The following is a 21,701-nucleotide window of genomic DNA, read 5'->3' on the forward strand; positions in this document are numbered from 1 at the left end:
TTGCAGAACCTGTTGGCGCTGTACGCGACGCGTGGTGACGACTCGGTTCTTCCGCGTGTGCGTAGCTATCGCAATTACCTGGCGTGGCTTGTCGATCAGGATCGCGATCGATCACTCGCAGCCTGGGCGGATGCGCTTTCCAGCGTCGAGCAGCCGACGCTGCTTGCTCAGGTCACAGGCGGACAGGAATTCACCGCGCTGTCACAGAAGCTGAACGTGTCGATGTCGTCGGAGACAACGACGGCCCTCACAGCTCTGGCTGCTCGACTCGGCGTCACCGCCAACACGATCGTGCAGAGCGCGTGGGCGGTCCTGCTCGGTGCGTTGACCGGAACCGACGACGTTGTCTTCGGTGCAACAGTGTCAGGCCGGCCACCGGCACTCACCGGCGTCGAATCGATGGTCGGGCTGTTCATCAACACCCTCCCCGTGCGGGTGCGTCTCGACGCCGCGGAGTCCGTCGAAGAATTGGTTGCTCGGGTCCAGATCGAGCAGGCACGAATGCTCGATCATCACTATCTCGGTTTGACCGATGTCCAGAAAGCAGCGGACGTCGGAACACTGTTCGACACGTTGGTTGTATTCGAGTCGTACCCGGTCGACCGTGAGGGCCTCGCCGCACAGGCGGATGTTCTCGACGGAATGATGATCGACGACATCGCCTCGGACGATTCCACGAACTACCCGTTGACTCTGCTGATCGCACTCGACGAGCAGTTGCACCTGACGCTGAGGTACCTACCGGACTTCTTCGATGCCGACTATGCAACTGCGTTGCTGGACAGAGTTCTTCGACTGCTCTCCTCCGTAGCCACCGATCCTTCGGTGCGTGTTGGTGACATAGACATTTTGGATTCTGTTGAGCGTTCGTTGGTGCTCGAGGGTTGGAATGACACGGCTCGGGTTGTGTCGGGTGTGTCGGTGTTGGATGGGTTTGATGCTCGGGTGGCGGCGACGCCGGATGCGGTGGCGCTCTCGTTCGAGGGTTTGTCGCTGTCGTATGCGGAGTTCGATGCTCGGGTGAATCGTTTTGCGCGGTATTTGGTTTCGGTGGGTGTGGGGCCGGAGTCGTTGGTGGGTGTTGCGGTTCGTCGGTCGGTTGATTTGTTGGTTGCGGTTTACGGTGTGCTCAAGGCTGGTGGTGGGTATGTTCCGGTGGATCCGGATCAGCCTGCGGAGCGTAATGGGTATGTGTTGGCGTCGGCGTCGCCGGTGTGTGTGGTCAGTACTTCTGATGTTGGTTTCGATGCTGGTGTGGTGCCGGTTGTCGAGGTTGATGTTGTTGATGTGTCTGGTTTTTCGGATGCTCCTGTGTCGGATGTGGATCGGGTTTCGCCGTTGCGGTCGGGGAATACGGCGTATGTGATTTTCACGTCGGGGTCGACGGGGCGGCCGAAGGGTGTGGCGGTCAGTCATCGCAGTGTGGTCAATCAGGTGTCGTGGTTGGCGGAGCGTTATGCGGTGTCGGGTTCTGATGTGGTGTTGTTCAAGACTCCGGTGACGTTCGATGTGTCGGTGTGGGAGTTGTTTGTTCCGTTGGCGGTGGGTGCTCGGTTGGTGGTGGCTGCTCATGATGGTCATCGGGATCCGGGGTATTTGGCGTCGGTGGTGGCGGCGGAGTCGGTGTCGATGGTCTCGTTTGTGCCGTCGATGTTGGAGGTGTTCGTCGATCAGTTGGTCGATGCATCGGAGGCGACGGTTTCGCGTCTCGGTGGTGGGTTGGGTTCGTTGCGGGTGATTTTCGCGGCGGGTGAGGCGTTGCCGGCGTCGGTGGTGGGTCGGGTGTTGTCGGTGTTGCCGTTGGTTGAGGTTCATAATTTGTATGGTCCGACGGAGTTCACGGTGCATGCGACGGCGGCGGGTCCGCTTGATGGTGTGGGTGTGGTGGTGCCGATGGGTGCTCCGGTGTGGAATTCGTCGGTGTTGGTGTTGGATTCGCGGTTGCGTCCGGTGCCGGTGGGTGTTGCGGGTGAGTTGTATTTGTCGGGTGTGCAGGTCGCTCGTGGGTATTTCGGGCGGGTGGATTTGTCGGCGGAGCGGTTTGTGGCGAATCCGTTCGGTGGGGTGGGTTCGCGGATGTATCGCACGGGGGATGTGGTGCGGTGGATCGGTGTGTCGGGTGAGCTCGAGTATGTCGGGCGTAGTGATTTTCAGGTGAAGTTGCGTGGTCAGCGGATCGAGTTGGGGGAGATCGAGGCTGCGGTTCGGGATCAGGTGGGTGTGGGTTCTGTTGTGGTGGTGGTGTGGCGTGATCAGTTGGTTGCGTATGTCACTGCTGCGGTGGGGTCTTCGGTTGATGTTGATGTGGTGAAGGTGGGTGTGGGGGAGCGGTTGGCGTCGTATATGGTGCCGTCGCAGTTTGTGGTGTTGGATGCGTTGCCGTTGAATGCGTCGGGGAAGTTGGATCGGAAGTTGTTGCCGGAGCCGGTGTTCGAGGTTGCGGTGTTCCGAGCCCCGGTGACGGTGGTGGAGGAGATCGTCGCGTCGGTGTTTGCCGAGGTGTTGGGTGTTGATCGTGTGGGTCTCGACGATGATTTCTTCGAGCTCGGCGGCAACTCCCTCAACGCCACTCGCACCATCAAGCGAATCGCCGACGCTCTTGACACCGAACTTTCGGTGCGAGTTCTGTTCGAAGCGTCCACGGTGCAGGATCTCGCAGCACATGCCGAAAGCCGGACCGGTTCCGGTGGGCGAGTCGCGCTGACCGCTGTCGAGCGGCCAGAGCGGATTCCGCTTTCGTTGGCGCAGCAGCGTATGTGGTTCCTCAACCGATTCGACGGTAGTGCTGCGGCATACAACATCCCGATGGCGCTGCGCCTTCAGGGCGATCTCGATGTCTCGGCGCTCAGCGCGGCCATCGCTGATGTGATCGGACGGCACGAATCACTTCGAACCGTCTACCCGGAAATCGGAGACGGTCCGGTGCAGGTCGTCAAGCCCGTATCCAGTTGGTCGGACGAGATCGTCGCAGAACCGACCGGCGTAGACGAACTCGAAGGTGAGTTGGTCGTGCTGGCGTCTACGCGATTCGACGTCACACGCGAGATTCCGATTCGGATCCGGTTGTTCCAGTTGGCTTCCGACGAATACGTACTCGGTGTCGCAATTCATCATATTTCCGCCGACGGTTCCTCGATGGCGCCGTTCGCCCGAGATGTCGTGACCGCATACGCGTCGCGGGTTGCCGGATACACGCCGTCCTGGGCTCCTCTCGACGTTCAGTACGCCGACTACAGCTTGTGGCAGCGAGAGGTGCTCGGCAGTGAGGAAGACGCAGGATCTATTGCTTCGCAGCAGATTGCGTACTGGAGCGATGCTCTCGCCGGGCTGCCTGATCAGCTTGCACTTCCCGCCGACCGGCCACGCCCCGCGACGCAGTCGTTCCGTGGCGGTTACCTGCACTTCGACATCGATGCAGAGTTGCATGCTCGGCTGAGCGGTCTTGCCAGGGCCAACAACTCGACGCTGTTCATGCTCACGCACACGGCGTTCGCGATGTTGTTGGCTCGACTGTCCGGAACCGAGGACATCGCGGTGGGTACGCCCATTGCCGGACGTGGCGAGCGGGCACTCGACGATCTCATCGGCATGTTCGTGAACACCTTGGTGTTCCGTACACAGATCGACAGCGGTGCGCCGTTCCTCGACCTGCTCGGACGTGTCAGGGAGACCGACCTTCAAGCGTTCGCACATTCGGACGTTCCGTTCGAGCGACTCGTGGAGGTGCTCAACCCACCGCGCTCGACCGCTCGTCATCCGCTTTATCAGGTCGGCTTCCTGTTCCAGAACATGGAAACCGGAGGGCTCGAGCTTCCGGGACTCACCGTCAAGGGCGTCGATATCGACAACGGGGTCGCGCAGTTCGATCTTCAGTTGATCGTCAGTGATCGGTACGACGCGAACGGATCTGCAGCCGGCATCACGTCGATGTTCAGCTACGCGCATGATCTGTTCGACGAGTCGACCGTGCAGGACTTCGCCGATCGATTCGTGCGATTGCTTGGGGAGATCGCGTCGGATCCGTCGTTGACCGTCGGCGACTTCGCGCTGATGGATTCGTCCGAGAGCGACCGGATCCTGAACCGCTGGAACGACACCGATCACTCCGTCCCGGGAGCCACGCTGGTCGAACTGTTCGACGAGCAGGTCGGTTCGAACCCAGGCGCGGTGGCATTGGTCGCAGGGAACACGTCGCTGACGTACGCCGAGTTCGATGCACGTGTCAACCGTCTCGCACGCCATCTGATTGCAACCGGTGTCGGTCCGGAGTCGTTGGTCGCGTTGGCAATCGAGCGATCGGTCGAACTGCTGGTCGCCATGTACGCGGTGGTGAAGGCAGGTGGTGGATACGTACCGATCGATCCGAACCACCCGGCGGACCGCATCGAGTACGTGTTGACCATGGCAGATCCGGTCTGCGTCCTCACTGCCTCGACCACTGCGAAGAATCCGGCGTTCGGTGATTCCGTGATCGAGGTGGACACGATCGATCTCGCGTCCTACGCGGAAGCGACGGTTACCGATGCGGATCGCAGTGCTCCACTGCGAGTGGACAACACCGCCTATGTGATCTTCACGTCGGGATCGACGGGGCGGCCGAAGGGCGTCGCGATCTCGCATCGGGCGGTGGTCAACCAGATTCTCTGGAAGCGCGATCAGTACAGTCTGGACCAATCCGATGCGATGGTGCTCAAGACCGCGGCAACCTTCGACCTCTCGGTCTGGGAGTTCTGGTCGGCACTGACTTCCGGTGCACGACTGGTGATCGCCGAACCCGAAGGTCACAAGGACCCGAGCTACCTGCTCGACCTGATGACCAGGGAGAAAGTCACGACGCTCCACGTGGTGCCGTCGATGCTCGCGATGTTGCAGTCGGCGTCGGAAAATGGCCTACCGGAATCGCTCCGTCAGGTGCTCGCGATCGGGGAAGCGTTGCCGGCCGCGACCGCGACCGAGTTCGCAGAACTCAGCGGCGCGCAGTTGGTGAATCTGTACGGTCCGACCGAGGCCGCGGTCTCGGTGACAGCGCACGTGGTCGGTTCGGGCGACACGACCTCGGTGCCGATCGGTTCCCCCGAATGGAACACGCAGGTGTTCGTGCTCGACACGCGTATGCATCCGGTCCCCGTCGGAGTCACCGGGGAGCTCTACCTCGCCGGTGCCCAGCTTGCTCGCGGCTATCACGGGCGCGCTGATCTGACGTCGGAACGATTCGTGGCCAACGTCTTTGGTGACGCGGGTTCGCGGTTGTACCGCACCGGCGACCTCGTCCGGTGGACGGAAAACGGTGAACTCGACTACGTGGAGCGCGCCGACTTCCAGGTCAAGATCCGTGGTTACCGCATCGAACTCGGCGAGATCGAAGCGCTTCTTCGCAAGCAAGCCGGTGTGGACTCCGCAGTGGTGGTGGCCAAGTCGGATGCGCGAACCGGTGATCGACTTGTCGGCTACGTCGTTGCTCAAAACGGGGAAAGCATCGATGTCGAAACATTGAAGCGGACTCTTGTGGCGGAGTTGCCGAGTTACATGGTGCCGGCGGCGTTGATGGTGTTGGACCAACTACCGCTCAATATCAACGGCAAGGTCGACCGCAAGGCACTGCCCGACCCTGAATTCGAAGCCACCGAATTCCGTGCCCCGACCAACCCCGTCGAGGAGATCGTCGCGGGTGTGTTCGCTGACGTACTCGGCGCTGCGAGGGTTGGACTCGACGACGATTTCTTCGAACTCGGCGGAAACTCCCTCGTCGCAACTCAGGTCGTGTCCAGGCTGGGTGAGGCGTTGGACGCGCAGATTCCGGTCCGTGTGATCTTCGAGGCATCGACTGTCGGGGCATTGGCGTCGAGGGTTCTCGAACACGCGGGATCGGGTGGTCGCCCACCGTTGGTGGCTCAGGTGCGTCCGCACGAGATCCCGCTGTCGTTGGCGCAGCAACGGATGTGGGTGCTCAATCAGTTCGACAAGACCTCGGGTGCGTACAACATTCCTGTCGCGATCCGGCTGTCCGGCGCACTCGATGTCGACGCACTTCGCTCAGCGGTGTCGGATCTGATCGAGCGTCACGAAGTGCTCCGGACTGTATACCCGGACCAGGGCAACGGACCGATTCAGATGATCCTGCCTCGCTCCGCAACGACCGTGGGACTGGAAGTGATCGCAACCGACGAAGCGTCCGTCGCCGAACAGGTGGCTGACACAGTTCGCGAGGGCTTCGATGTCACGACGGCCGTTCCGTTGCGAATCCGTCTCTTCGAGGTCGACGAATCCGAGCGGGTCCTCGTCGTGGTCATCCACCATATCAGCGGTGACGGCTTCTCGATGGCTCCGTTGATCAGAGACACCATGGTCGCGTACACCGCGCGCACCGGTGGGGAGACGCCGGAGTGGGCTCCACTCGAGGTGCAGTACGCCGATTACACGCTGTGGCAGCGTGAAGTGCTCGGATCGCCGGAGGACGCGGACAGTCAGCTGGGCCGTCAACTCGCGTACTGGGTGAACGAGCTCAAGGGCACTCCGGAGCTTCTGGAACTGCCGACCGATCGGCCGCGGCCGGCGCGGGCGAGCATGCGCGGTGCAGAATTCGAGTTTGCGGTCGATTCCGAGACCACGGACCGGCTCGCCACGATCGCACGGGAGCAGAACTCGACCGTTTTCATGGTGGTTCACACTGCCCTGGCCGTGCTGCTGGCGAAGATGAGTGGATCGAACGACATCGCAATCGGTACGCCGATCGCGGGCCGAGGTGAGCGGGCTCTCGACGATCTTGTCGGGATGTTCGTCAACACGTTGGTCCTGCGAACGGAGATCGCTCCCGCTTCGACGTTCGTCGACGTTCTGGCACACGTGAAGGACAAGGACTTGTCGGCGTTTGCGAATGCCGACGTACCGTTCGAGCGGTTGGTCGACGAACTCGGGCGAGAGCGCTCTCACGCATACTCGCCGCTGTTCCAGGTCATGCTCACGTTCCAGAACATGTCGCTGGGTACTTTCCAACTCCCGGGCCTCGTGCTCTCCGCGGTCGACAACGGTTTCGACCAGGCGATGTTCGATCTACAGCTCACCGGTATCGAGCAATTCGACGATGCCGGGGTGCTGTCCGGGCTGAGGATGCGTTTCACCTATGCGACCGACCTGTTCGACGAATCGACCATCGCGCTTTTCGCGGCGCGATTCGGGCGAGTGCTCGAAGAACTGGTGACCGATCCCGAGGTCGTGATTCGTACGATCGACATCGTGACCGAGCAGGAACGCGAGGAAGCGAGCGCCGCCGAGCCGAAGTCCGCGGCAGATCTGCCCGAACTGGCAGCCGCGGCGGCGGCCGCCGATCCTGAGGCAGTTGCATTCACCCACGGTGATCAGACGGTCACCTTCAGCGAGTTGTCGACCAAACTCGTTGCCATGCGTACCGCCATGGGAGCCGCTCTGGCCCCCGATGCTCTGGTATCAGTGTCGCTCGCCGGCCTTGTTCCGGGCATCCTGCCGGCACTCGGCGTCGACGGACTCGCCACACTTGTGAGCTCGGTGATAGCTGACGCACAGTCGGTGTCAGCGGGCCATGGGGGTACGGCCGGGTAACATTCAGTATTTGCCCAGTGAACGCCTCCGGCCGAGCAGAACACTGTGCTCGGCCGGGGCGCACTTCACGAAAGTCAGTTGGAGGAAGTGTAGATGTCCGTCGGTATTCCGGGACCGCAGTCGCTGACGATCGAAGATCTGCCGAAGTTAGTAGCCGCAGTTGCGGCGGTAGACCCTGATCGAGTGGCTCTGAGCCACGGTGGAACCGAAATCAGCTACGGACGACTCAATGACGAGTTGGTCACTCTCGACACCGCGATGGGCGGGGCATTGGGGGCGGATGCCCTGGTTCCTGTTGTCGTTTCCACTGTGCTGCCAGAGCTGATCGCCAGCGAGGCCGACGGTCTCGGTGCGGTGGTCGACCGGCTCATCACCGACGGAACTTCGGTTGTCGAGGTGGCGTCGGAGTCCGATGCCCACGTGACCCTCGCAGGACTCTTCGACGAGCAGGTCGAGCGGACGCCGGATGCGCTCGCGCTGGATTACGACGGAACGCAGCTCACTTACGCGCAGTTCGACGCGCGAGCGAACCGCCTGGCCCGTGAACTCGTCACGGCAGGTGTCGGACCGGACAGCCTCGTCGGTCTCGCGATGCGTCGATCGATCGATCTCCTCGTCTCGATGTACGCGATCGTCAAGGCCGGCGGCGCGTACGTTCCACTCGACCCGGATCATCCTGCCGACCGTCTCGGATACGTACTCGAGATCGCGCAGCCCACGGCGGTACTCACACGTACGTCCGATGCCGTGGTGCTGCCGCACGGTACTCCCACGCTCGACGTCGACACCCTCGACTTGTCGGGTCATGCCGAGACAACCGTCACCGACGCCGATCGGTTGGCGCCGCTGCGCGCGGATAATACTGCGTATGTCATCTTCACGTCCGGATCGACCGGACGCCCCAAAGGCGTTGCAGTCTCTCACCGTGCCATCGTCGCGAACCTGCAATGGCGTCAGGCCGAGTACGGATTCACTGCCGACGACGTGATCTTGCAGAAGACACCTTTCACCTTCGACGTGTCCGTGTGGGAGTTCTTCTGGCCGCTGCAGGTCGGTGCATCGCTGGTGATTGCAGAACCCGACGGCCATCGTGATCCGGCGTACGTGGCTCGCACGATGATCGAGCGCGGAGTGACAGCGGTGCACTTCGTGCCGTCGATGCTCGCGGTGTTCGTCGCCGAACCCCTTGTTGTTCAGGTGAAAACCCTTCGCTACGTGTTCGCTTCCGGCGAGGCGTTGCCGGCTCGAACCGCGGCCCGTTTGCGCGAGGTCAGCAGCGCTGGACTTCACAACCTGTACGGCCCGACCGAAGCCGCCGTCGACGTGACTTATTACGAAACCGGCGAGCAGGATCAGGTGTCGGTGCCGATCGGTGCAGCAGTTGCGGACACCGAACTCCTGGTGCTCGACGACGCGCTGCGGCCCTCGCCGTCGGGTGTAGCAGGAGAGCTCTATCTTGCCGGGATTCAGCTGGCCAGGGGATACGTGTCGCGTCCCGATCTCACGGCAGACCGTTTCGTGGCGCGGCCCGGCGCTACCGACGGATCCCGGATGTACCGAACCGGAGACCTGGTGCGCTGGCGCGGCGCCGGAGCGAACCGTCAGCTCGAATACATCGGTCGTACCGACTTTCAGGTCAAGCTCCGCGGTCTGCGCATCGAGCTCGGTGAGATCGAGGCGGCACTGCTCGATTGTGAAGGTGTTTCGCAAGCCGTGGTGGTCGTCCATTCGGACGAAACGATCGGTGACAACTTGGTGGCTTACATCGTCGCCGAGGGTATCGATTCAGAGATTCTGACGTCGTCGCTGGGTGAACGGCTACCCGACTACATGGTCCCTGCCATGTTCGTCGAACTGGACGAGTTTCCTCTCAACGCCAGCGGCAAGCTGGATCGAAAAGCCTTGCCCGCACCTGAATTCGTATCGAAGACGGTTGAATACCGCGAGCCCGAGACACCCACCGAAACCGGTGTGGTCGCGATCTTTGCCGATCTGCTCGGGCAGGATCGGGTCGGGGCAGATGACGGCTTCTTCGAACTGGGCGGCAACTCGTTGCTCGCCACTCGCGTGGTTGCGCGGATCAATGCCGAACACGGCATCTCCATCGACATGCGCAACTTCTTCGACGCACCCACCGCCGCAGAACTTGCCGTCTTCATCGACGAAGCGAAAATCTCAGAAGACCGGAAGGCTCACGTTCCCCTGATCCCTCGCGAGCGTCCCGAGTTGGTTCCGCTGTCTTTGGCGCAGCAGCGCATGTGGTTCCTCAACCGATTCGAACCAGAATCAGCAGTCGACCATATTCCGGTCGCGCTGCGGCTCAGCGGAGCGCTCGATGTCGATGCGTTGCAAGGCGCACTCGAGGATTTGATCGAGCGGCACGAGATCCTTCGGACTGTGTACCCGGAGGTCGACGGCGTCGGATATCAGCGCTTGGTCGACATTGCAGCCGTGGTTCCGAACCTGACTCCCATACGGGTGGACGAGTCGGCGATCGTCGAGCGCGTGACCGACTTCGTCACTCCGGGATTCGACGTGACCACCGAGGTTCCGATTCGGGCGGCACTCTTCCAATTCGCCGCCGACGAATTCGTCCTCGTGTTCGTCGTCCATCACATCAGCGGTGACGGGTTCTCCATGGGGCCGCTGACCAAGGACATCGTTTCGTCCTATGTGTCTCGGACACAGGGAATTGCGCACGATCTTGCTCCGCTGCCCGTGCAGTTCGCCGACTTTGCACTGTGGCAGCGCGAAGTTCTCGGCAGTGAAGACGACCCGGATTCTCTGATCACTCGCCAGGTCGACTACTGGCGCCACGCGTTGGCCGGTATCCCCGATCAGCTCGATCTTCCGTCGGACCGCCCGCGCCCGCGCGTCGCGTCGAACCGAGGAGCCGGGCACACATTCACGATCGAGCCTGAGCTCCACCAGGCTCTCAATCGAATTGCGCTGGACAACAACGCATCACTGTTCATGGTATTGCACAGTGCTGTGGCGATTCTGCTGGCGCGCTTGTCCGGGACTTCGGACATCGTGATCGGCACTCCGGTCGCCGGTCGAGGCGATCAAGCTCTCGACGACCTGATCGGAATGTTCGTCAACACACTCGTCCTCCGCACGGAGGTTGATCTCGAAGCTTCGGTAAAGGACATGATTTCGCGGGCGCGCGAATCCGACCTCAGCGGCTTCGGGCACGCCGATGTGCCATTCGAACGACTGGTAGAGGTACTCAACCCCGCCCGGTCTCAGGCACGGAACCCATTGTTCCAGGTGATGCTCTCGTTGCAGAACTTGGGACAGAGCATGCAGCAAAGTCTGGAGGTTCCGGGACTGCGCATTTCCGGACTGGACGTAGAGTCGTCGGCCGCGAAGTTCGATCTCCAATTCACTGTGTGGGAATCGGATACCGCGGACAAGGTCGGTGGTTTGACCGTCGCCCTGGTCTATGCGACCGACCTGTTCGACGAGTCGTCTGCCAAATCAATCGGAAAGCGGTTGATTTCAGTTCTCGAAGCAATGGTTGCCGATCCCTCGGTTGGGGTTGGTGATGTGGATATGTTCGATTCGGGTGAGCGATCTTTGGTGCTCGAGTCGTGGAATGACACTGCGCATGAGGTTGCGGATGTGTCGTTGGTGGACGTGTTCGATGCTCAGGTGACGGCGTCGCCGGATGCGGTAGCTGTGTCGTTCGAGGGTGTTTCGCTGTCATATGCGGAGTTCGATTCACGGGTGAATCGTCTTGCCCGGTATCTGGTTTCGGTGGGCGTGGGGCCGGAGTCGTTGGTGGGTGTTGCGGTACGTCGGTCGGCTGATTTGTTGGTTGCGGTTTACGGCGTGCTCAAGGCTGGCGGTGGGTATGTTCCGGTAGATCCGGATCAGCCTGCGGAGCGCAATGCGTACGTGTTGGAGTCGGCGTCGCCGGTATGCGTGATCAGTACCTCTGACGTTGGATTCGATGCCGGTGTGGTGCCGGTGGTCGAGGTTGATGTTGTTGATGTGTCTGATTTTTCGGATGCCCCTGTTTCGGATATCGATCGGGTCTCGCCGTTGCGGTCGGGGAATGCGGCGTATGTGATTTTCACGTCGGGGTCGACGGGGCGCCCGAAGGGTGTGTCGGTTTCGCATGCGGCGATTGTGAACCGGTTGGCGTGGATGCAGGGCGAGTACGGGTTGGGTTCGTCGGATGTGGTGTTGCAGAAGACGCCGTTCACGTTCGATGTGTCGGTGTGGGAGTTGTTCTGGCCGTTGCAGGTTGGTGCCCGGTTGGTGGTGGCTGTGCCGGATGGGCATCGCGATCCGCGGTATTTGACGTCGGTCATTGTGGAGGAGGGTGTGACGACGGTGCATTTCGTGCCGTCGATGCTCGAGGTTTTCGTGGCGGATTCGTCTGTGGCTGCGTGTGTTTCGTTGACTCGGGTGTTTGCGTCAGGTGAGGCGTTGCCGGCGAGTGTTGTTGCTGATGTGTGGGCTCTGTTGCCGGGTGTCGGGGTGCACAATTTGTATGGTCCGACCGAGGCTGCGGTGGATGTGACGTTCCACGAGGTGGTGTCGGCGGATGTTCTGGGGGTACCGATCGGTGCTCCGGTGTGGAATACGCAGGTGTTTGTTCTGGACTCTCGGTTGAGTCCGGTGCCGGTGGGTGTTGCGGGTGAGTTGTATCTGGCGGGTGTTCAGTTGGCTCGTGGATATGTGGGTCGGCCGGATTTGTCGGCGGATCGATTTGTGGCGAATCCGTTCACGGGTGATGGTGGGCGGATGTATCGCTCGGGTGACGTGGTGCGGTGGACTGCGTCGGGCGAGTTGGAGTACATCGGGCGCAGTGATTTTCAGGTGAAGTTGCATGGTTTGCGGATCGAGCTCGGTGAGATCGAGTCGGTGATTCGTGAGCACGAGTCGGTGTCGTCGGTGGTTGTGGTTGTGCGTGAGGATGTGTTGGTTGCGTACGTTACGGCCGCTGGTGGCGTGGTGGACGTTGACGAGTTGAAGAGAGTTGTTGCGGGTCGGCTGCCGGGGTACATGGTGCCGGCGGTGGTGATGGTGTTGGATGAGTTGCCGTTGGGTGCGTCGGGGAAGTTGGATCGGAAGCTTCTTCCGGATCCGGTGTTCGTGGCGCGCGAGTTTCGGGCACCGTCGAGTATCGCCGAAATCGCTGTGGCCGGCGTCTTCAGAGATGTTCTCCGGTTGGAACAGGTCGGTCTGGATGACGACTTCTTCGAGCTCGGCGGAAACTCTTTGGTCGCAACGCAGTTGGTGGCTCGAATAGGTCAAGCGCTAGACACTCAGGTTCCTGTGAGGGTGTTGTTCGAAGCTTCGACTGTCGAAGGTTTGGCAGCGCAGGTTGAGTTGATCGCGGGGGCAGGCGGGAGGACCGCGCTCGTGGCCGGCCCACGGCCGGCAGTGATCCCACTCTCACTAGCTCAGCAGCGAATGTGGTTCCTCAGTCGATTCGATCCGGATTCCGCCGTCAACAACATTCCGATCGCTTTGAATCTCAAAGGCGCCCTCAATGTTTCGGCGCTGAGACACGCGATTTCGGATGTAATCGAACGCCACGAGTCGCTCCGGACCGTCTATCCGGAGCAAGGTGGACAAGGACAGCAGGTAGTCCTCCCGCCATCAGAGGCACCGGTTGAGCTGACACCGAAAGTTGTGGCGGCCTCGCGCGTTCAAGACGAACTTCTGAGTTTCGCGCTCCAGGGCTTCGACGTGACGTCAACCGTTCCGGTGCGCGTCGGGTTGTTCGAACTCGCTGAGAATGCGTACGTTCTCGTCTTCGTCGTGCACCACATTGCGGCGGACGGCTTCTCGATGCGTCCGTTGACTCGGGATGTCATGGTTGCCTACGCCGCTCGTATCTCGGACGGCGTTCCGAATTGGGCTCCGCTCGAGGTGCAGTACGCGGACTATGCACTCTGGCAGCGGGAGGTCCTCGGCGACGAGGACGACCCGGATTCGTTGATCTCGGCTCAGCTGGACCACTGGCGCTCCGTACTGCGCGATTCGCCGGAAGTGCTTGCGTTACCGGCTGACCGACCGCGCCCGGTCGTCGCCTCGAATCGTGGCGCTACGTACCGCTTCTGCGTCAGCGAAGAGCTTCGGTCGAGCTTGGACTCACTCGCACGCGAGCGGAACGCGTCGCTGTTCATGGTGATGCATTCGGCCCTCGCCGTGCTTCTCGCACGCTTGTCCGGTACCAGTGACATCGTGATCGGTACTCCGGTTGCAGGGCGAGGCGAAAAGGCGCTCGACGATGTGATCGGTATGTTCGTGAATACGCTGGTCCTGCGGACTCCCGTAGACCTCGCGAGTACGTTCAGTTCACTCGTCTCGGCAACGCGGAGAACCGACCTTCAGGCGCTCGGCAACGCCGATGTTCCGTTCGAGCGATTGGTCGAGGTACTGGACCCCACGCGATCACAGGCTCATCACCCGCTGTTCCAGGTCGCGCTGTTCTTCCAGAACATGTCGCAGGATGCCTTGGAGCTTTCAGGTTTGGAGGTGTCGGGCCTCGAGTTCGATGCGGGTATCGCGAAGTTCGACCTCCAGCTCACCCTCGCTCCCCGAGTCGAAGATGCGCTCGAAGACGGCATGTTCGCCGAGTTCGCATACGCCACAGACCTGTTCGACGAGTCGACCATTCGTGGATTCGCCGATCGGTTCACCAGGATCCTCGAGCAGGTGGTCGTGGATCCGTCGATCACCGTGGGTGACATCGAACTGTTGGAGAAGACCGAGCGCGAGTCGCTGTTGACTGCGCGCAACTCCACCACACATGACGTCGGGAACCGTGAGACATTGGCTTCGCTGTTCGACACTCGCGTTGCGTTGGCACCCGATGCTGTTGCCGTGGTGTTCGACGGCCAGTCGCTGACTTACGGCGAGTTGTCGCAACGTGTGAACAAATTGGCACGCAAGCTGATCGACGATGGTGTCGGCACCGAATCGTTGGTGGCCTTGGCCATGCGTCGATCGCTCGATCTCGTAGTGGGTATGTACGCGGTGATCGCCGCGGGCGGAGCCTATGTGCCCTTGGATCCCGATCACCCCGCCGAGCGGATCGGGCACATCCTCACGACGGCCGATCCAGTCTGTGTGCTGTCGACGACACGCGATGCTTTCGTAGCGCCGAACGGCGCCGACGTGCTGTTGATCGACGCTGTCGATCTCTCGAGCTATTCGGCTTCAGTCGTTTCCGAAGCTGATCGTCGTGGTCGACTGCGTGATGAAAATGCCGCCTACGTGATCTTCACCTCGGGTTCCACGGGCAAGCCCAAGGGCGTTGCGGTCTCGCATCACGCCATCGTGAACCAGGTCCTGTGGATGCAGGATCAGTACGCCTTCGGCACAGAAGACGTTTATCTGCAAAAGACTGCAACGACATTCGACGTCTCGTTGTGGGGATATTTCACTGCGCTTTTGTCCGGTACGAGAGTGGTGCTGGCGTCTCACGACGGACATCGAGATCCCGCATATCTGGCTCGTCTGATCGAAGATCATCGGGTGACGCTGACGGACTTCGTTCCGTCGATGTTGACCGTCTTCGCGACTGCGGTTCCGGAGCACGCATTGGTGTCACTGAGGGACGTCTTCGTGATCGGTGAGGCATTGCCGGTCGAGACGGTGCGTGCATTCGCTCAGGTGTCGTCCGCAAGCCTGCACAATGTGTACGGCCCTACCGAGGCTGCGGTCTCGATCACCTACTACGAGGTCGACGGATCGGAGTCGACAGGGATTCCGATCGGTGTGCCCGAGTGGAACTCCCAGGTCTACGTGTTGGACAGCCGATTGAGGCCGGTGCCGGTAGGCGTTGCAGGTGAGTTGTATCTGGCCGGTGATCAACTGGCCCGCGGCTACGTCGCGCGACCCGATCTCACCAGTGATCGTTTTGTCGCGAATCCGTTTGTGGAGACGAACGACACGGACGGTGAAGTCAATGCCGGTGGCAGTCGGATGTATCGCACCGGGGACCTGGTGTGGTGGAATACCGCAGGTGAGCTCGAGTATGTCGGGCGTACCGATTTTCAGGTCAAGTTCCGCGGACAGAGGATCGAACTGGGTGAGATCGAATCCGCTCTGTTGGCGCACCCTTCGGTGGCTCAGTGCGTGGTCACCGTTGCATCCACCGATATGGGCGATCAGTTGGTTGCGCATGTGATCGCTGTCCCGGATTCGGTGATCGACGTAGAAGACCTGAGGAATGCACTTCCCGAGTCGTTGCCTGTCTACATGATTCCGAACGCGATCATGGTCTTGACCGAGTTGCCTTTGAACTCCTCGGGCAAGTTGGATCGGAAGTTGTTGCCGGAACCGGTGTTCGAGGCTGCGGTGTTCCGGGCTCCGGTAACGCCCGTCGAACAAATTGTGGCCTCTGTGTTCTCGGCGGTACTCGGGGTCGAGCGCGTCGGGCTGGACGACGATTTCTTTGCTTTGGGTGGTAATTCTTTGATTGCTACTCGAATGGCGGCACGGTTGGGGCAGGCGCTCGATGCGCAGGTTCCGGTGCGGGTGTTGTTCGAGGCGTCGTCGGTGGAGTTGTTGGCTGCTCGGATGGAGTCGGAGATCGGTTCGGGTGCGCGGGCGGCGTTGACGGCTCGGGTGCGTCCGGAGCGGGTGCCGTTGTCGTTGGCGCAGCAGCGGATGTGGTTCTTGAACCGTTTCGATACGACGTCGTCGGCGAACAATATTCCGGTGGCGATTCGGTTGTCGGGGTTGTTGGATGTGGCGGCTTTGGATGCTGCTGTGGCGGATGTTGTTGCGCGGCATGAGATTTTGCGGACGGTGTATCCGGAGGTCGACGGTGTCGGGTTCCAGGAGGTGTTGTCTGCGGATCGGGTGCGGTTGGATTTGTCGCCGGTTGTGGTGTCGGAGTCCGATGTTGTTGGTGCGGTGACGGAGTTCTTGTCGGCTGGTTTCGATGTTGCGGTGGAGGTTCCGGTTCGGGCGCGGTTGTTCGCGGTGTCGGAGTCGGAGTTCGTGTTGGCGATGGTGGTTCATCACATCAGTGGTGATGGTGTGTCGATGGGGCCGTTGACGCGTGATGTGATGGTTGCGTATGAGGCTCGTTCTCGGGGTGAGGTTCCGGGGTGGGCGCCTCTGGCGGTGCAGTATGCGGATTACGCGTTGTGGCAGCGGGAGACTTTGGGGTCGGAAGATGATGCGGGGTCGTTGATTTCGCGTCAGATCGGGTTCTGGGAGTCGGCGTTGTCGGGGTTGCCGGATCAGTTGGATTTGCCGGCGGATCGTCCGCGGCCGGCGGTGGCGTCCAATCGTGGCGCCAAACACGCCTTCATTATCGACGCGCCAGAGCATCATTCTTTGAAAAGGATTGCCCGCGAGTCGAATTCTTCGTTGTTCATGGTGGTGCATGCGGCGTTGGCGGTGTTGTTGGCGCGGTTGTCGGGGACGTCCGATATTGCGATCGGTACTCCGGTCGCGGGTCGTGGTGAGCAGGTTCTCGATGATTTGATTGGGATGTTCGTCAATACGCTGGTGTTGCGGACCGAGGTGGATTCTTCGGAGTCGTTCTCGGGGTTGTTGGGTCGGGTTCGCGAAGGCGACCTGGGTGCATTTGCGCACGTAGATCTCCCGTTCGAGCGGTTGGTGGAGGTGCTCAATCCGGCGCGGTCGCAGGCGCGAAATCCGTTGTTCCAGGTGATGCTCTCGTTCCAGAACATGGAGCAGTCGGCACTTCGACTCGGTGATCTGACAGTTGCGGGAATCGACGCGAATACGGTGGCAGCGAAGTTCGATCTGCAGTTGACCATGGTCGAGCAGTTCGACGAGTCCGGTGCCCCGGCCGGGATGGCGGCGCAGTTCACGTACGCGACGGATCTGTTCGACGAGTCGACGGTGGCAGGCTTTGCCGACAGGTTCGGGCGCATCCTTGCTGAGATCACTGTTGATCCGTCAGTTCGGTTGGGTGATATTGACGTACTTACGACAGCTGAGCGCAGCAACCTTCTCAGCTGGTCCACTGGTGGGCGCACAGCGTTGGCAGGCGCGTCCTTGACTGCGATGTTCGAAGAACAGGTTGGACGGACCCCTGATTCTCTTGCCGTCGAGTGCGATGGCGAGGCGCTGACCTACGAGCAGCTCGACGCCTACGCAAACGTGGTGGCCGAGCGATTGACGGCGGCCGGCGTCGGTCCGGATGACGTTGTCGCATTGATCGTGCCGAGGTCGGTCGAGTGGGTCGTAGGTATGTTGGCGGCCTGGAAGGCGGGTGCTGCGTACGGGCCGATCGATCCGTCGTACCCACAGGATCGGATCGAAGCGATAATCGCCGACACTGGCGCCCGATGTGCGGTGAGTACGACGACTCTCGATCTGGCGGTGGACGTCATCGTCCTCGACACCCTCATGCGGGATTCGACGATTGTGGAGGGGCCGACGGATCGATGGCGTGAACTCGGTGCGGGGGACCGCTTGGGGTATGTCATTTCGACATCCGGTTCGACGGGTCGCCCGAAGCCGACGTTGGTGCCGATGGCTGGCATCGAGAACACGGTGGCCTGGTATCGCAGCGAGTTGCCCGAAACGGGTGGTCTTCTGATCGCATCGTCACCGAGTTTCGACTTGACCCAGAAGAACGTCTGGGCAGCGTTGAGCAGCGGTCGGACCGTGGTGCTTGCCCCAGACGGTTTCGACCCCGACGCAATCGTTGCTCGCGTCGGGCACGGTGACGTTGCAGTGGCGAACATGTCGCCGAGCGCGTTCGAAGCCGTGGTGGATTCCGACGAGGATTCTGCTCTGAGCGCTTTGGCTGTTGTATTCCTCGGTGGCGAGTCGATACGGCTCAATCGTCTCGGGAAGTTGTTGTCGGGCGGAGTACGCGTGGTGAACAGTTACGGCCCGACGGAAGCGTCGGACGTGGTCTCGTTCCATGCGGTGACCGTGCACGACACTGTCAGCGTTCCGATCGGTGCGCCGGTGCCGAACATGGATCTGTTCGTTCTGGATCGTTCGTTGGGTCTGGTGCCGCCCGGCGTGATCGGTGAGTTGTATGTCGGTGGTGTCGGTGTCGGTCGCGGATACGGGAACCGAGCGGCGTTGACTGCGGAACGTTTCGTCGCCAACCCCTTTGTGGTTGGGGGAGAGGGCGAATCAGGTGGCGGTAGTAGGTTGTATCGAACCGGCGACCTGGTCAGGTGGAACGGTCGGGGCGAGCTGGAGTACATCGGCCGATCGGATTTCCAGGTCAAATTGCGGGGGCAGCGCATCGAACTCGGCGAGATCGAGTCTGCGCTGATCGCGCACGAGACGGTTTCAGACGCGGTGGTCGTTCTGCACAGCGATGCTACGTTCGGCGACAGCCTGGTCGGGTACGTCGTGGGAACTGCAGTGGACGCGTCGGATGTTCTGGAGTCGGCCCGGGCCGTGCTTCCGGCGTACATGGTGCCGTCGAAGGTTCTTGTTCTCGACGAGCTTCCTCTCAATGCGTCGGGCAAGTTGGATCGAAAGGCACTCCCGTCACCGGTATTCGAGGCAGCGGAGTTTCGGGCGCCGGTTACAGCGGTGCAGGAAATTGTTGCGTCGGTGTTCGGCGATGTATTGAGCATCGAGCGGGTCGGTCTGGATGACGATTTCTTTGCGCTGGGTGGCAATTCGTTGATCGCTACCAGGTTGGCAGCACGGTTGGGGCAGGCTCTCGATGCTCAGATCCCGGTGCGCGTACTGTTCGAGAACTCGACAGTGGAAGGTTTGGCTGCAGTAGCGCAAAAGACTGCAGGCTCCGGCGCGAGAATGGAGCTGGAGGCGCGGGAACGCCCGGAACGCCTCCCTCTCTCCTTGGCGCAGCAGCGTATGTGGTTGATCAACCAGATGGATCCCGGTTCTGCGGCATACAACATTCCGTTGGCACTGCGATTGACGGGGAACTTGGATGTCGCGGCTTTGCGCCAGGCTCTTCACGACGTTTTGATTCGACACGAGTCGCTCCGGACGAGGTACCCGAGTGACATCGAAGGGCCGGTTCAGAAGATCGTCGCCGTCGACGAACTCCTTTCGCCTCTCGAGACGCTTCAGGTAGACGACGAAGCCGCCGCTTTCAACCGCGTCGTGGAGTTGGTGACGACCGGATTCGACGTAGCTCAGGAAGTACCCGTACGCACGGGGTTGCTCGAGTTGGCACCGGCAGACTTCATATTCGTCTTGGTCGCTCACCACATCGCCGCTGACGGTGAATCGATGGCACCTCTGGCCCGAGACATGATGGTCGCCTATGAGGCTCGCGTGCGCAGCACCGCGCCGTCGTGGACGCCGTTGACTGTTCAGTACGCGGATTTCGCGATCTGGCAGCGCGAAGTGCTCGGTAGCGTCGACGAGGTCGGGTCACAGGCTGCACAGCAACTCGACTTCTGGCGCCGGACGTTGAACGGTGTGTCGTCGACGCCCGGATTGCCTTCCGACCGTCAGCGACCCGCGCAGATGTCTACAAGGGCCGGTGTCTCGGAGTTCTCCGTCAACGCGGAAACGGCGACGCGGCTCAACGAGATTGCGCGAGAACACAACGCCACATTGTTCATGGTCGTGCATGCTGCGCTTGCAGTTCTCATCTCACGGTTGAGCGGAAGCCGAGATTTTGCGATCGGAACGGTTGTAGCCGGGCGAGGTGAGCAGCAACTTGACGACATAGTCGGAATGTTCGTCAACACGCTTGCACTCAGGACCTCTCCGGATCTTGGAGCAGGATTCGGCGAATTGGTCTCGCAGGTTCGAAATGTCGATCTCGAGGCATTTGCGAACGGAGACATACCGTTCGAGGAAGTAACCGGCGCCTTGTCGGCGTCAGCTAACGAGCTTTTCCAGGTTGCAATGTCGGTCGAACCGATGGCAGGAGCCGAGTTCAGCCTGCCGGATTTGAAGATCACGGCAGTCGAGGGTGTGGAGGCGACGGCGAAGTTCGACCTCCAACTCAATCTCAGTTCTGATCCGACAACAGGCGGATTGCTCGGCCATTTGGTATTCGCCGCCGATCTTTTCGACCAAGCGACCGCCGACGCACATGTCGAGCGATTCCTACGCGTTCTAGATCGGGTGTCCTCGGATCCTTCACGTCCGATCGGTGACATCGATCTGCTCACCGACTCTGAACGCGCAGAAGTCCTCGGATCCGTGGGCGCAACGCCATCCTCAGCAGTTGGCGCTCCGACGGGCCGACTCGTGCCACAGCGATTGGCAAACTCCGTAGAGGCTGATCCTGATGCTGTCGCAGTCGTGGGCGATGAGGAGGAATTCACGTACCACGATGTCGACACGCGATCATCTCGCCTCGCTCGCCACCTGATCAACCTTGGGATCGGTCCTGGCGACACGGTGGGGATCACAGGATTGCGTGGCATCGAAATGGTGGTGGCGATCTGGGCGCTGTCCAAAGCCGGCGCGGCAGCTCTGGTAGGAGCTACAGGAGCAGCACGTGGGACAGAAACGGCTCCGAGTGTGGCCTTGGCGTTGGTTTCGGGTGAGGCCGAATCTGACGTACCGCTGGACAGGAGCCTCGACTTGGACCAGCCAGATGTTGTCGAGTTGGTGGCGTCGTACTCGAGTCGTTCCGTGAACTACACGGACCGGCTTCGTCCGCTGAGTGCGGACGACATCGCGGTCGTGGTTGCCGGTTCGCGCCCTGGCCAGATCACCCATGGAGAGCTCGCAGCGAAGTTGGACGCGATGTCGCAGAAGCACGATGTCGACTATGAATCGCGTTTGATGTACTTCGGTCCCGAGGACGACGAAACATCGATTCTGACTATTCTGCTTGGCGGAGCGGTCGGTGGCGTCGTACTTCTGTACTCGGAAGAGGCTAAGGACGCAGAGGTGCACGAACTCCTGGAAGAGGAGTGGGTTTCGCACGCGGTTGGTCCGACAGACGTCTTCACGGATGTCATCGAGGGAGCCTTGCCGGATCTACGCCTGGCTTGTGACGCCGCGACGTGGACTCTGAACTGACGCGGCCGTTCACGAAGAAGGCGGACACATATCCCGAACAGTCCAATGCTGTCCACTCTTCGACAGCTGTAACAATGGTTCGGTGTGTCCGATCAACTACAGGGGCTTTACCGGGACGTCGAACTCGATTTTCCCAGGTCAAGGGTAGAACCTCGGGAAGTGATCGGATTCCTGCGAATACT

Annotated in this window: 2 protein-coding genes (1 of these 2 only partly in view); both read left to right on the top strand. The window is 60.9% G+C overall.

Going from position 1 to position 21,701, the window contains the following annotated elements:
• A protein-coding gene (locus tag ACSW29_RS10445; protein WP_448277175.1) for a non-ribosomal peptide synthase/polyketide synthase crosses the window boundary here: on the top strand, window positions 1-7,575 show its end. The gene continues 21,168 nt to the left of window position 1, outside the view; the window shows 7,575 of its 28,743 coding nt (coding positions 21,169-28,743); its start codon lies off the left edge, out of view; the stop codon is at window positions 7,573-7,575.
• 93 nt (window positions 7,576-7,668) lie between these two features.
• Window positions 7,669-21,519: an amino acid adenylation domain-containing protein gene (locus ACSW29_RS10450; RefSeq protein ID WP_448277176.1), complete on the top strand. Its 13,851-nt coding sequence runs from the start codon at window positions 7,669-7,671 to the stop codon at window positions 21,517-21,519.
• Window positions 21,520-21,701 lie beyond the last annotated feature (182 nt).

Source organism: Rhodococcus sp. GB-02, from assembly GCF_053470465.1.